The sequence below is a fragment of the Paenibacillus sp. GL_099_B genome (genome assembly GCF_057835695.1).
The window spans coordinates 1,407,381-1,420,630 of sequence record NZ_CM174430.1; the positions used below are offsets into that span (position 1 = coordinate 1,407,381).

Sequence of the window (13,250 nt, forward strand, 5' to 3'; positions counted from 1 at the left end):
GCGGGAATGGCTCTAATTGCTGTATTTGCTTTAAGCAAAGTATATCGAAGCCAGCAGGAGTTCATTATTCCCTTTTTATTTTTGCTCGGTTCAATTGTGGTGATTGGTTCCTTGAGCCTGATTATGGGCAAAAGCATTGTTACGTTGATCTACGGGTTCAAGATCACATTGTTGCCGATACTGATGATCTTTGCGGGAATGTTTATTGCCAAAAGTAAGGGAATATATTTATTTGCCAGAACGAATCTGATCATCTTTTTTCTATTAATCGCCGGATGGCTGATTCAATATTCACTTGGCATAGAGAAGTTGATCTCACTTGGTTTCGTCTATGGGGTAAACATCAAACATTATCTGGAAGGTGTTCCACGTCTGTCTTCCATTACGTATTCGCCTGACGGCTACGCATATGCGCTGCTCATTTCAGGTCTGATCGCCGAGAGAATTCGCTTGGCGGAAAAGCATAGATTAATTCGCTTAAGTATCCAGCTGTTATCAATTAGCTTTTTGCTTTTATCCACAATCCGTTCTGCTCTGGTTCTTTGGATAGTTTATCAGGTCGTTATGTTTCTTCTCCGTGTTCGGAAATACAATAAACATAACGTACTTCTACTAGGCGGTGTTTTTCTGTTGCTGCCAGCGGCCGTCATGCTCGGTATCCAGATGCTGAATAGCTACAATCTGCTCTCCGTAAGCTCTTTGACGGACCGTTTTCAGACCTGGGGTGCGAATCTGACATCGCCATTTTCGACGGCAGGGATGATTGGAAACGGTATTGGCTCCGTAGGTGCAGCGAGTCGAAGAACACATGTCATCGGTATACAATCGAATAATTTTGCTGTGGATAATCAATATTTTTCGTTTTATGAACAGACAGGATGGCTGGGCATGTTGTATTGGCTTGCCTTGTTTATGTGGATTCTGATCAACCTGGTAAAACGAATGAATCGGATACCTTCAGTAAACGTAATGGGTTTGCCACAGATGGCAATTGCACTTGGCGTCGGCGTGGCAGCATCAAGTCTTACGACGAACGTACTTGAGATGTTTCCTGGCAATATATCGATATGGATTGTCGTTGGAATGGCCCTTTATCAGCAAAAAGAAACAGGCGATATACCATATGAAGGGGGTGAGCTTAAATGAAGGTTTTGCATATAGGAGAATACGTTGTTGGGGGAGTTGCGACTTATTTAAACGAGGTCGTTGCATATCAACGTCGTTTTTTCGATGTTTATCTGCTGATGAGTGATTATAATTCGGCTTCGGACTTTGATTTGGAGCCGGATCGGATTGTACGTTACAAATATAAGCGCCATCCCAAGCACTTTTTCTCTGTTATGAGACAGATCCACCAAGCTATTAAACGAATTCAACCGGATATTATTCACGTACACAGTTCTTTTGCGGGCATGCTTGTAAGAGGCTTATTTTTTGTTTCCCGGCGCCAAGCCGGCGTGATTTACTGTTCGCACGGCTGGTCTTTTCTGATGGACACCAAACATTGGCTCAAAAAGGTTTATTTTATGATCGAGAAGATACTGGAGTTCAAGACCGACTGTATCATAAATATTTCAAAACGTGAACAGGAACAGTCCATTCGGTTTGGAATGTCACCTTTCAAATCGAAATTAGTATACAGCGGAATTAGTGAGAAGCGGAGTAGTAAGTCTCCCCATCTTCAACGGCCAGAATATCAATCATTGGAGGAATCATCACGTATCCAGCTTTTGTTCGTAGGTCGTTACGACTGGGCCAAAGGATTAGACATCATCTTGGATGTATTTCAACGACATCAACACTTACAGCAGCGTATTACATTAAATGTAATAGGTGAGCCTGTGTTAGATGATATTAAATTGAATTTTTCAGATAATATTGTCCGAATAGGATGGGTTAACCACGAGGAAATCGATGAACATTATCAGAAATGTGATGCGGTTATTGTGCCTTCCAGATGGGAGGGCTTCGGTCTGACGGCAGTGGAGGCGATGAAGAACAAGAAGCCCGTGATCGCTAGCAATCGTGGAGCGTTACCGGAATTGGTATCACATGGGATAAATGGTTATGTATTCGATGTAGATCAATCTGACGAATTATCAGAATTGTTGATGAGCTTGAACAAAGCTACTTTATCAGATATGGGGATTAAAGGGTATGACATTTATAAAGAAAAATTTAGTTCTACAAGAATGAATGAAGAAATTGTAAACCTTTACTATGAAGTATCTAATCTGCGGGGGAAAATTCAGGTGCCTACAACTAAGCAACCGAAATTTTCGGAGAGAATGGGAGACGCACATGATTAAAATATATTTCAATGCCCGGTTCTTGACCCAGACCGTTACAGGGGTACAAAGGTATGCAATAGAGCTGGTGAAAGAAATAGATAGGCTGATTGAACAAGGTGATATTGATTCAAATCAATATCAATTTTTCTTATTATCACCTAACAATGTAATAACGAAACTTGAACTTAAACACATTTGTCATAGAGTCGTAGGCAAATTAAAAGGGCACCTGTGGGAACAGTTTGAACTTCCTTTATATTCAAGAGAGGGAATGCTGATAAACATGTGTAATACAGGGCCGGCTTTCAAAAAAAACCAAATCGTCACTATTCATGATGCAGCAGTATTTAGCTCCCCGGAGGGTTTCTCCTTTGCTTTTCGTAATTGGTATAAATTTTTATTGGCGCGCTTAGGAAAATCATCAAAGAAAATAATTACGGTATCTCATTTTTCAAAAAAAGAATTGATTCATAATTGCAAAATAGATGAAGAAAAGATTGAGGTGACTTATTTAGGTATTGATCACATTCATCGTATACAAGCTGCACAGGGAATCTTAGAGAAGTATCAATTAAAGGGTCCATATATTTTGGCTGTGTGCGCGATGAATCCCAATAAAAATTTTAGAATGATCTTTGATGTGTTGCCTGAACTTGAAGGGCATAACTTGAAAGTTGTTATCGTGGGTTCTAAAAATAGTAGGGTATTCGGAGAGCAAGATACGCCTCATTCCGATGCTGTTCATTGGTTGGGGTATGTATCTGATGAAGAACTACTGGCGTTATACGAGCATGCAGCGGGTTTTATTTTCCCTTCGCTCTATGAAGGTTTTGGCTTACCTCCTCTCGAAGCAATGGCGTTGGGATGTCCAGTCGTCGTATCTTCTCGTGCTTCGATTCCTGAGATATGCGGGGATGCTGGCCTATATTTTAATCCACTTGTTCCTCAGGAAGCTGCCGCACATTTAATTGAAATTACAACAAACTTAGAACTAGGTCAAAAAATGTCCGTTAGGGGTAAGGAGCATTCGGCGTTCTTTACCTGGAACAAATGTGCCAAAGATACGGTCAACATTATCATGAATACGGTATAAAGAGGCCGGCCACGGTCTTTCAAGGGAGATACGGATATGAATAAAGTTTTTGTTGCGATTGATTTCCCCCCTGAGAAAGGAGGAATTCATGATTATGCTTATGGACTTATTTCGCAGATGTCTGCGGAGGAAACCACCGTTCTGACCAATAAAATAAAGAATACGGAGCAGTCCAAGCAGTTTGACCAAAAGACCGATTTCGAGATTATACGGAAGCGAATTTTTTGGAACTCAAATAAAGTGCTCCTGCTTATATCACAGATTATTCTAATTATCCAGCTAGTTGTGCTGAAATGGCGCAGAAAAGCTGACGAAATCCATTTTATCAACGTGTTTCCCGTAGGAATTGCCGGACCGGTCATGAAAGCTTGCTTCCGTACCAGATACTTCACTTACGTTCATGGACTGGACGTCATGGGTATGCTGAACAGTAAGCTTTTTCCGGTTTTAATGCACATTTTGCGCCGTTCCGATAAGGTAATTGCCAATAGCCAATATACCAGATCAAGGTTGATTGAGTTGGGCATTAGGGAAGAACAGATTGTGATTATTCCACCAGGACTGAACATAGGTAAGTTGAAGAGTGTTTCAAGTGAGGAAGAAGATGTCCGAAATAAGTATGATCTGCATGGCAAAAAGGTGATGATCACCGTCTCCAGGCTGGTAGAACGGAAAGGTCATGACATTACGCTGAGAGCGATTCGCCACGTCGCCCCGCGCATTCCTAATCTGAAATATGTGATATGCGGTGAAGGACCTTATCGAAGCGAGCTGGAGCGTTTGGTTGGGCAGTATGCTCTTGAGGATATCGTCGTTTTTACAGGGGGCATCCCCGATCATGAGCTTCATCAATTGTATCAATGCTCTGATCTGTTTATCATGCCCAGTCGAAATATTAAGGAAAAAGGTGATGTTGAAGGTTTCGGGATTGTATTTTTGGAAGCTAACTATTACCGGTTACCTGTCATTGGTGGCAATAGCGGCGGTATTCCGGATGCCATCAAGGATCACGTTACCGGCTATCTTGTTGATCCATTGGACGAAAATGAGATTGCGGACCGGATCGAACAATTGGTGGTGGATGAGGAACTGGCACAAAAGCTCGGTGATAATGGCTATGAGTGGGTCACCAATCATTGTCTTTGGTCACATCGTGGTCAGCTGTTAAGACAATTGGCCTGAGGACAAAAAAACTGCATATTTTGGGGTGAGAAGATGAGGGCATCAGTAGCCGTCTGCACACATAACAGGGGAAATGACACGATGCAGGCTGTTAATAGTATATTAAAAGGCGGATCTGACTACATGACTTATGAAATTTTGATTATTGATAATCGTTCTACCGATAACACAAAAGAACTGTTTGATTCCTTGAACTTTCCGGAACATGTGCGCTATGTTTTTGAGCCCCAATTAGGATTGTCCTATGCAAGAAACAGGGCCATTGAGGAGGCAAATGGAGAGTTTGTACTGTTTTTGGATGACGATGCCCTTGCTGCTCCTACATGGGTTGCCGAAGTTATCAAAATATTTGATATGGATCCTGCCATCGGTTGTGTGGGGGGCAAGATCGTGCCCATTTGGGAAGGTGGAAAACCGGAGTGGATTCCAGATGATATTGTAAGTTTGTACACAGTAATGGACTTTTCCGAAAGTATTGTGGAGATGAAGGCACCCCATATTCCTTTTGGGGCGAACGTATCTTTTAGAAAGAGCATTTTTAGGGAAATCCAGCCGTTTAGAGTGGATCTTGGACGTGTGGGAAATAACCTGATGTCGAGCGAAGAGAGTGAACTTATTGGCCGGGTTCGGTTAGTTTATAAAATTTATTACAGTCCATATGCGGTTGTAGAACATAAGATTGCCAAAAGCAGGTTGAATAAGCGTTGGTTGTTGCGCCGGGTATACTGGCAGGGTATTAGTGACGCAACCCGCTATCAAAAGAGCGTATGGGGAATTTATAAACATCTGATTCGAATCGCACAGTCGGCTCTGCTCATTGCGATCTCGTTCAACAATGTTAAAAAGGTAACCAGTCAGATGGCCAAAATTTCTTATCGTAATGGAACGATAGTCGGTTCATTACGCAATGGAAAAGGATTGAACACGTAATGAGCATAGCCACCGCTAAACCTTCTAGACAGCGCAGTATGCTTCAAACGATTTTCCTGACCAGTTTCGCCAATATTGCTATTATGGCGCTAACTACAATTACCTCCATCCTGACGGCCCGCATGTTTGGAGCAACGGGCAAAGGGGAACTCGCCACCGTACTGTTTTGGCCAGCGCTGCTGTCCGGACTCGCGGCATTTGGTCTGCCTACTTCACTGATCTATAACGTGAAAAAGCATCAGCAGCAACTCTCTACCTATATTGGTATGAGCTTTGTCGTGCAGCTACCAATCAGTCTGATTGTCGGTTTGATCAGTTGGGTGGGCATGTCCTCCTGGCTTGCAGGATATTCGGAAACATTGGTCGCTCTGGCTCGTTGGTACACGGTGCTTATGGTCCCGGTCCTGCTTCTGACGGGAGTCCTGGCGGCAGCCGCTCAGGGCACAGAGCGGTTTCACATTTATAATCTGTCTAGGCTACTCGTACCTTTGTTGAATCTGGTTGGGTTGATCGGTTTCTGGCTGACTGGTTCACTTACGGTAGAACGAGCAATTGCGGTGAGTCTTGCTTCGACACTTCTTGTATTGGTCGTTTATATGTTCATGATGAGGCGACAGATATTTGCATCAATTTCTTATCTGATCCATCAATTTAAAGCCTGTGTGCATTTATTCAGTTATGGCATTCGCGTGTATGGTGTTGAGCTGCTGGGGACGCTCTATACCCAGTTCGACAAGATTATCATTATTGCTCTGCTTACGCCTCGTGATTTCGGTCTTTATTCCGTCGTATATGCGCTTTCGCGGATGTTCAATGTCGTACAGAACGCAATTATCAATGTCATTTTTCCAAAAGTGGCAGGCATGGAGAAGGAGCGAGTGCTGCTGCTTGTTGGCAGAGCTTTTCGAATTAGCATGGTTCTAATGACCATCGTAATTATACCGAGTATGCTGATAGGCCGTTTTTTCATAGGCCTTCTCTTCGGGCCAGAATTTTTGCAGGCCAGTGGCGTATTTTATTTGCTTTCGTTGGAATGCATCGTTGGTGGAGGATCGTGGATACTGGCTTCGGCTTTTAATGCACTCGGCAGGCCTGGGGTTATCGTGCTGAGGCAGATCATTGCGCTGGCAGTAACAGTTACGTTATTTTTTGTGCTTACCCCTATGTTTGGTTTGATGGGCATTGGAATTGCTTTGCTAATCGGTTCGTTTGTTCGCATTCTGATGTCGCTGATTTCGATCTCGGTCCTGTTCAAGCTTCCCATTCGAAGCATGCTCTATGACAAAGAAGATATCAAATTCCTGAAGCAACAATTCAGAGAGAAGAATCTATTTAAAGGAGCCCGGAAAGATGCCAAACTCGCAAAGAACTCATCCCATGGATGAGTTGAAAAAGCAGCTTGAATCCATACTGGAGGTCATACCTTCTAATTCCAAAATTTATTATATTGATTACCCTGTCCATAGCAATTGTGGTGATCTTCTTATTATGAAAGGAACAGAGACTTTTTTTAAAGACCACCGTATTCACGTCACCCATAGATATAGTGTTTATGATTTTGATTATCCGGTTGAAATACCACGAGATCAAATTATTGTACTCCATGGTGGCGGGAATTTTGGCGATTTATACGAAGCACATCAAAAATTGAGAGAAAATATTGTTCAGCATTATCCGAATCATAAGATTGTGATTCTTCCTCAGACGATATTTTATAAGGATCAGTCTGCTCTTCAAAGAACCGCTGCTATTTTTAATCAACATCCAGATCTCCATATATATGTTAGAGATGAAATATCGTTTCAAATTGCATCCGAGAATTTCCCCAACTGTGAGGTGGCTTTAATTCCTGATATGGCACATCAATTATGGCCAATTGAATTGAAACGATCCCCACGTAAAGAAAAGTTGAATTTCTTTAGAACAGATATTGAACAAATCTCTCAACAATCTTCGATTTCAACAGAGCAGCAGGGTGACTACTTAGATTGGCCAACTTTATATAACAGATATGAAAAGAAACTAATTTATTACATCAGTAAAGGACTGAAAAAGCGGGCTCCACGAGCCATTTCACAGTTTTTATGGATGAAATATAGTGATTATCTGGTGAACAAGGCTATTCGTTGTTTCGCGGACTATCGCATGATTCATTCTTCCAGATTACACGGACACATCTTATCCTGCCTTATGGCAAAACCAAATGTGCTAATTGATAACTCCTACGGGAAAAACTCTGGATATTATCGGATATGGACTCATGAAGTTAACACTGCAAACATGGATACCTCCTCAAAAACGATCTCTCCACCTACACCTAAGTATATGGAAACAACCGCAACAGTATAAAAAACCGGGCTCAATGTGTGTAAAATATAGAGAGTGGAGTGATAACCATGAGAATCGTACTTCTCTCCGGTGGATCAGGCAAGAGGTTATGGCCCTTATCCAACGATACGAGATCGAAGCAGTTCTTGAAAGTACTGGAGGGCCCTGAAGGGCAAACTGAATCCATGGTTCAACGGGTATGGAGGCAACTGAAGCATACGGGATTAAGCGAACAGGCCACGATTGCAACGAGTAAGCCACAGGTGGAGATTTTACGGAGTCAACTGGGCGATGAGGTTGATCTTGTCGTAGAGCCGGAACGCAGAGATACTTTTCCCGCAATTGCCTTGGCAGCTGTTTATCTGTACTCGGTACAGGGCGTCAGTCTGAACGAAACGGTTGCTGTACTTCCCGTTGATCCATATGTAGAGGAATCCTTTTTCTATAAAGTTACGGAGCTTGAAGGAGTGTTAGATGAGTCTGGTGCGGAGCTCGCATTAATCGGGGTAAAACCCACGTATCCTTCAGAGAAATACGGTTATATTATTCCTGATCCACATGAAACCGAAAAACATAACCATTACGCCAAAGTATCACGTTTTCAAGAAAAACCCTGTGAGACTGAAGCGGCAGAGATGATAGAGCAATCTGCCCTTTGGAATTGCGGGGTTTTTGCATTCAAGCTGAACTATCTGATTAATCTGCTGATCTCCCTTGAACTGCCAATTCAGTATGAAGAGATGCTGAAACAATACGGAAGATTACAGAAAATTAGCTTTGATTATCAAGTAGTCGAAAAAGCTAGTCACATTGTGGTTACACCTTATGAGGGATATTGGAAAGATCTCGGCACATGGAATACGCTGACGGACGAGATGAGTACCCATATTGTGGGAAGAGGTGTAATGACGAACAGTTCGGTGAACACACATCTGATCAATGAGTTGAATATTCCGGTGTGTGTATTGGGGGTTTCCAATCTTATTGTTGCGACCAGTCCGGATGGAATTCTGGTCAGTGAGAAAGAGGCAAGTCCACAGATTAAAGAGATTCTTAAGGATGATACTCAACGTCCTATGTATGAGGAACGCCGCTGGGGTTGTTACAAAGTGCTTGATTACACGCGTAATGCCAGAGGAGAAGAGGTATTAACCAAACGGATTATCGTTGGGGCGGATAAGAATTTTTCTTATCAATACCATCTCAAACGAAATGAAGTTTGGACAGTTGTTTCGGGTCAAGGCGAACTGATTCTGGATGGTGAACTGAGATTGCTTAATCAAGGGGATGTCATTTCCATTCTGGCAGGTAGTAAACACAGTGTAAAAGCCGTAACCGAACTTGAAATCATTGAAGTTCAGATGGGTAGTGAACTGGTGGAAGAGGATATCGTACGAATAGAGATGGAATGGACAGATATTATCCAAAATTGCGTGAATTGGGGGAAAACAAGATGAATATCGCGGTGATTGGAACAGGGTATGTAGGTCTTGTATCGGGAGTATGCTTTTCGGAGATCGGCAACCAAGTCATCTGTGTGGACAACAATGAGGCCAAAGTGGAGATGCTCAACGAGGGCAACGTTCCTATCTATGAGCCAGGCCTCAAAGAGTTGATGGCTTCCAACATGAAAGCAGGCAAACTATCGTTCACCTCCAATATTGCTGAAGCAATTAGCCAGTCGGATATTATCTTTATCGCTGTAGGCACTCCTTCTCTTCCGAGCGGCGAAGCCAACCTGAGCTATGTGGAGCAAGTAGCTATAGAGATTGGAAGTCACATTGAGAGCTACAAAGTTATCGTGACCAAAAGCACCGTTCCTGTAGGCACCAATGATCGTGTTCGCGAGCTGATTAGCAGTATTTCATCTCAGCCTTTCGATGTGGCTTCTGTTCCCGAGTTCCTCCGCGAAGGATCTGCGGTTAATGATACGCTGAATCCTGACCGGATTGTCATCGGAACGAACAGTGATCGTGCAATTAAAACACTAAAAAAACTTCATCGGCCATTGACCGAGAACTTGATCATTACGGATATTCGATCAGCCGAAATGATTAAATATGCTTCCAATGCATTTCTTGCAACCAAAATCTCATTCATTAATGAAATCTCGAATATATGCGAAAAAGTAGGGGCTGACGTTACACGAGTAGCCGAAGGCATGGGCTACGATAAGCGTATTGGAGCTTCCTTTTTGAAGGCAGGCATTGGTTATGGAGGTTCATGCTTTCCAAAAGATACACAGGCACTAATTCAGATCGCAGGCATGGTCGATTATGATTTCAGACTGTTAAAATCCGTTGTCCAAGTAAATCAGGATCAGCGCTTCCATGTCATTCACAAACTGGAAGAGGCGCTGGGATCTTTAAAAGGAAAAACAATTGCTGTCTGGGGATTAGCGTTTAAACCGGAGACAGATGACGTGCGGGATGCTCCAGCGATCGATATCATTCAGCATTTAAGTGATGCTGGAGCAGTAATTAAGGCCTATGATCCCATTGCAACTGCGAATTTTCGTAAAGAGGTAGATGTAGCCTCCATCACGTGGGAAGAGAATCCACTTCACGCTGCTGAAGGAGCAGACGCCTTGTGTGTGTTGACCGAATGGAAAGAATTCGCTCATATCGATTTGAAAGAACTGGCCGAGATCATGAACGATCCAATTATGATTGATGGTCGTAATTTGTATAGTGCTGAACAGGTTCAGGCATCTAATCTTCAATATTATTCTGTTGGTCGTCCAGGTTTGACGAAACTGGCAGGGAAAGCGGCAGCAATCATTTAACCGCTATTCATCATCTTGAATGTGAGTGAGGAAGAACCCATGAAAAAGTGGATGAAAGTTACCATCTGGATTGTTTCCTTTTTTGTAGTTGTTGTGTTTGGTTATGCGATATATCTCTATCAATCCGTTAAATCAACAGCTGACCAAATTTATGAGCCCCGAAATCCTGTAAAGCCCGTCTCGGTCACAGATAGCAGAGGTGGGCTACCGGTGGACATCAACAGCAAAGAGCCTTTTAATGCGCTTATTCTTGGCGTGGATGAGCGTCCGAATGATCGAGGGCGCTCGGATACGATTATCGTACTGAGTGTGAACCCCGGGAAAAAACAAGTGCTCATGTTTAATATTCCAAGGGATACACGGACAGACATTGTGGGACACAATACTGTAGATAAGATCAATCATGCTTATGCCTTCGGAGGCGTGGACATGTCGGTAAATACCGTCGAGCAATTTTTGGGAGTCCCCATTCATTATTATATGAAAGTGGATATGGAGGGCTTTGCCAAAATCATTGACCTGGTCGGAGGCGTGGATGTAAATAATCCTTTTGCATTTGATTATGAGGGCCAGCGTTATGATCAAGGGAATATTCATCTGGATGGTGTTGCTGCACTCGGTTTTTCAAGAATGCGCTATGATGACCCGAAAGGGGATTTGGGTCGTAATGATCGACAGCGTGAGGTTCTGAAGCAGATGCTTAAGAATACGATGCAAATCTCCAGTGTACTTAATATCCAAAATATGCTTGATGAACTAGGTACTCATGTTAGAACGGATGTTACTTTTGATGAGATGAAGGAACTTCTCCTCGATTATCGCAATGATCTGGAGAATGTAGATACGGTGGAGATCAAGGGTAAAGGCGAGAAAATCAATGGGATTTATTATTACATCGTGGATCAGCAGGAAAAAGATCGCATTCACGGAATAATTGAAGAACATTTGGAGAAATAAACAGAAATAATGAAAGGCTTATGAAAGTGGTGAGGACCTTGCTTATGGAGGAGGATTACGGGAAACGAAGGCATAAACATAGACGAAAACAACGACCTTATGTTTATATCTTGTCACTGCTGCTGATTACGGTCTGGGTTTTGGTGATCTGGCACTTTTCGACCCAATCATATCAGCAGCAGACCATCCAGCCTTGGCTGCATAAATGGTCTGAAAAGGTGAAGATCGGATTTGCATTACCCGATGTGCGATTCACATACGGTGAGCTGGATTATTCCTTAAGACAACGACCGTATGATTTCGTTGAGTTCATATTTCGGAAGAGTGCACATTTATTTGTATATGCTGTGCTGGCGGTGCTTATCTATGGTGGGCTGAGATACAGGAAAATGCGAATATTGGCTTGTATCGCTGCTGCCCTGGCAGTAGTAGCGGTTATCGCCTCCATTGATGAATATATTCAGCAGTTCAGCCCTAATCGGACGAGTTCAATCCGTGATGTCGGCGTGGATCTGCTTGGCGGATGTGGCGGAATTGCCTTATATATGGGGGTTAATGTCGTTTTCAGAAGATTCAGGTCTCCAAGGCGATCTTCAGTCAAAAGAAAGTGATTTCCCAGGAAATGCTGCTCGCTAGTTCCCGCTTCTACTTGCTTGCTATCCATCATAAATATGGGAGTAGGACAAGGGGGGCGGGACATGCTACGAAGAAGGAATCGGAATGCGTTACTTAAAAAGATCGGATTTATAGCACTTGTGTTGCTGCTGTTGTGGCTCATAGGCAGAACCATCCCATATCTGTTTCGTGCGGATGCACCAGATGAAGCTGCTGCCATTGCCCAAGAGTTTTACAAATATGAGCAGACGGGTGATTTCGGCAGTTCATGGGAGTTGTTTCATCCACTGATGAAAGAGCGCTTTCCCAAAAGCGCCTATTTACAGTCCAGAGCGCATATCTTCATGCAGCATTTTGGGGTGGAAACCTTTGATCTGGAGATGGAAAAACCGGAGCGGGAGTTCGACGTTACGGTAATTGATGGCGTTAAACCATTTGCAGAGGCGTATCGCATTGGTGTTACCCAGAAGTTTACGGGAACCTTTGGTCAATTTAAAATCGTGCAGAATTGTTATATCGTAAAGGATGGGGACGATTGGACATTGCTTTGGTATTATCCAAAGAAGGGTGATACCGAGACTGAGCATGACAAAACCGAATGATAGTATCAACCCATATTATGTGCCGAATTGTATCATTTGTACTTGAAAAAGCTCTATGAATGCGAGACTTTAGTCGCATTTATAGAGCTTTTTTTGCATTTCATTTCTTTTTAAACCTGTAAGGGGTTGACATTAGTCCCAGTGTCAAGTAAATTACGAGTTAGATACAAATTGTATCAAAATTCAGCGTCTAACGACAAATAACAGGGACTTCAATGCTCCTTGTGAGGGGAAGGAATATCATTGATCGAAACGGACCGCTTTTACTGTGTCAGTTGTGGGATGATTGTGTCGGTCGCTAGGGGCTCTGTCGAACTAAAGGAAGAGGACTGTGGAGGCAATCACGTATTTCGCACCGGATTTTATCGGAGTGAGATGCCGCTTGGATGCTGTGAAGCGTGTGTAGTTCATACGAAACGTCAAGGGAAATCCCAGTTTGCGGGACAATATACTAAAGATTATGATAC

Annotated in this window: 12 protein-coding genes; all 12 read left to right on the plus strand. The window is 42.9% G+C overall.

Annotated elements, in window-relative coordinates; genetic code table 11:
* The first annotated feature begins 6 nt into the window (after positions 1–6).
* The 12 genes from AC3ITG_RS06345 (at position 7) to AC3ITG_RS06400 (ending at position 12,783) form a co-directional block, all read left to right on the plus strand.
* Positions 7–1,146 (plus strand): hypothetical protein, encoded by a 1,140-nt coding sequence (locus tag AC3ITG_RS06345; RefSeq protein WP_489253182.1) that lies wholly within the window; start codon positions 7–9, stop codon positions 1,144–1,146.
* A complete protein-coding gene (locus AC3ITG_RS06350; protein WP_489253183.1) occupies positions 1,143–2,309 on the plus strand; it encodes a glycosyltransferase in 1,167 nt (388 codons plus the stop codon). Before AC3ITG_RS06345 ends, AC3ITG_RS06350 begins: the two co-directional genes overlap by 4 nt.
* Complete coding sequence (locus AC3ITG_RS06355) at positions 2,302–3,384, plus strand: glycosyltransferase family 4 protein (protein WP_489253184.1); 1,083 nt, start codon at positions 2,302–2,304, stop codon at positions 3,382–3,384. Before AC3ITG_RS06350 ends, AC3ITG_RS06355 begins: the two co-directional genes overlap by 8 nt.
* A gap of 36 nt (positions 3,385–3,420) precedes the next feature.
* Positions 3,421–4,566: a glycosyltransferase family 4 protein gene (locus AC3ITG_RS06360; protein WP_413376062.1), complete on the plus strand. Its 1,146-nt coding sequence runs from the start codon at positions 3,421–3,423 to the stop codon at positions 4,564–4,566.
* A 33-nt stretch (positions 4,567–4,599) separates the two neighbouring features.
* Positions 4,600–5,496 (plus strand): glycosyltransferase, encoded by an 897-nt coding sequence (locus AC3ITG_RS06365; RefSeq protein ID WP_413376064.1) that lies wholly within the window; start codon positions 4,600–4,602, stop codon positions 5,494–5,496.
* Entirely contained in the window at positions 5,496–6,881 is a 1,386-nt protein-coding gene (locus AC3ITG_RS06370) for a lipopolysaccharide biosynthesis protein (protein ID WP_489253185.1), read from the plus strand. The genes AC3ITG_RS06365 and AC3ITG_RS06370 overlap by 1 nt, the downstream gene beginning before the upstream one ends.
* Entirely contained in the window at positions 6,847–7,845 is a 999-nt protein-coding gene (locus tag AC3ITG_RS06375; protein WP_489253186.1) for a polysaccharide pyruvyl transferase family protein, read from the plus strand. The genes AC3ITG_RS06370 and AC3ITG_RS06375 overlap by 35 nt, the downstream gene beginning before the upstream one ends.
* Before the next feature lie 47 nt (positions 7,846–7,892).
* Positions 7,893–9,281, plus strand: a complete 1,389-nt coding sequence (locus tag AC3ITG_RS06380; protein ID WP_413376070.1) for a sugar phosphate nucleotidyltransferase — start codon at positions 7,893–7,895, stop codon at positions 9,279–9,281.
* A complete protein-coding gene (locus tag AC3ITG_RS06385) occupies positions 9,278–10,609 on the plus strand; it encodes a UDP-glucose dehydrogenase family protein (protein WP_413376072.1) in 1,332 nt (443 codons plus the stop codon). The genes AC3ITG_RS06380 and AC3ITG_RS06385 overlap by 4 nt, the downstream gene beginning before the upstream one ends.
* A gap of 39 nt (positions 10,610–10,648) precedes the next feature.
* Complete coding sequence (locus AC3ITG_RS06390; RefSeq protein WP_489253187.1) at positions 10,649–11,566, plus strand: LCP family glycopolymer transferase; 918 nt, start codon at positions 10,649–10,651, stop codon at positions 11,564–11,566.
* 44 nt (positions 11,567–11,610) lie between these two features.
* Positions 11,611–12,177 (plus strand): VanZ family protein, encoded by a 567-nt coding sequence (locus tag AC3ITG_RS06395; RefSeq protein WP_489253188.1) that lies wholly within the window; start codon positions 11,611–11,613, stop codon positions 12,175–12,177.
* 87 nt (positions 12,178–12,264) lie between these two features.
* A complete protein-coding gene (locus tag AC3ITG_RS06400; RefSeq protein ID WP_413376078.1) occupies positions 12,265–12,783 on the plus strand; it encodes a hypothetical protein in 519 nt (172 codons plus the stop codon).
* Positions 12,784–13,250 lie beyond the last annotated feature (467 nt).

Excerpts from the sequence above, each read along its gene's own strand:
- AC3ITG_RS06345 (WP_489253182.1), top strand. The coding sequence starts at position 7 with ATGGCTCTAATTGCTGTATTTGCTTTAAGCAAAGTATATCGAAGCCAG.
- AC3ITG_RS06350 (WP_489253183.1), top strand. The coding sequence starts at position 1,143 with ATGAAGGTTTTGCATATAGGAGAATACGTTGTTGGGGGAGTTGCGACT.
- AC3ITG_RS06355 (WP_489253184.1), top strand. The coding sequence starts at position 2,302 with ATGATTAAAATATATTTCAATGCCCGGTTCTTGACCCAGACCGTTACA.
- AC3ITG_RS06360 (WP_413376062.1), top strand. The coding sequence starts at position 3,421 with ATGAATAAAGTTTTTGTTGCGATTGATTTCCCCCCTGAGAAAGGAGGA.
- AC3ITG_RS06365 (WP_413376064.1), top strand. The coding sequence starts at position 4,600 with ATGAGGGCATCAGTAGCCGTCTGCACACATAACAGGGGAAATGACACG.
- AC3ITG_RS06370 (WP_489253185.1), top strand. The coding sequence starts at position 5,496 with ATGAGCATAGCCACCGCTAAACCTTCTAGACAGCGCAGTATGCTTCAA.
- AC3ITG_RS06375 (WP_489253186.1), top strand. The coding sequence starts at position 6,847 with ATGCCAAACTCGCAAAGAACTCATCCCATGGATGAGTTGAAAAAGCAG.
- AC3ITG_RS06380 (WP_413376070.1), top strand. The coding sequence starts at position 7,893 with ATGAGAATCGTACTTCTCTCCGGTGGATCAGGCAAGAGGTTATGGCCC.
- AC3ITG_RS06385 (WP_413376072.1), top strand. The coding sequence starts at position 9,278 with ATGAATATCGCGGTGATTGGAACAGGGTATGTAGGTCTTGTATCGGGA.
- AC3ITG_RS06390 (WP_489253187.1), top strand. The coding sequence starts at position 10,649 with ATGAAAAAGTGGATGAAAGTTACCATCTGGATTGTTTCCTTTTTTGTA.
- AC3ITG_RS06395 (WP_489253188.1), top strand. The coding sequence starts at position 11,611 with ATGGAGGAGGATTACGGGAAACGAAGGCATAAACATAGACGAAAACAA.
- AC3ITG_RS06400 (WP_413376078.1), top strand. The coding sequence starts at position 12,265 with ATGCTACGAAGAAGGAATCGGAATGCGTTACTTAAAAAGATCGGATTT.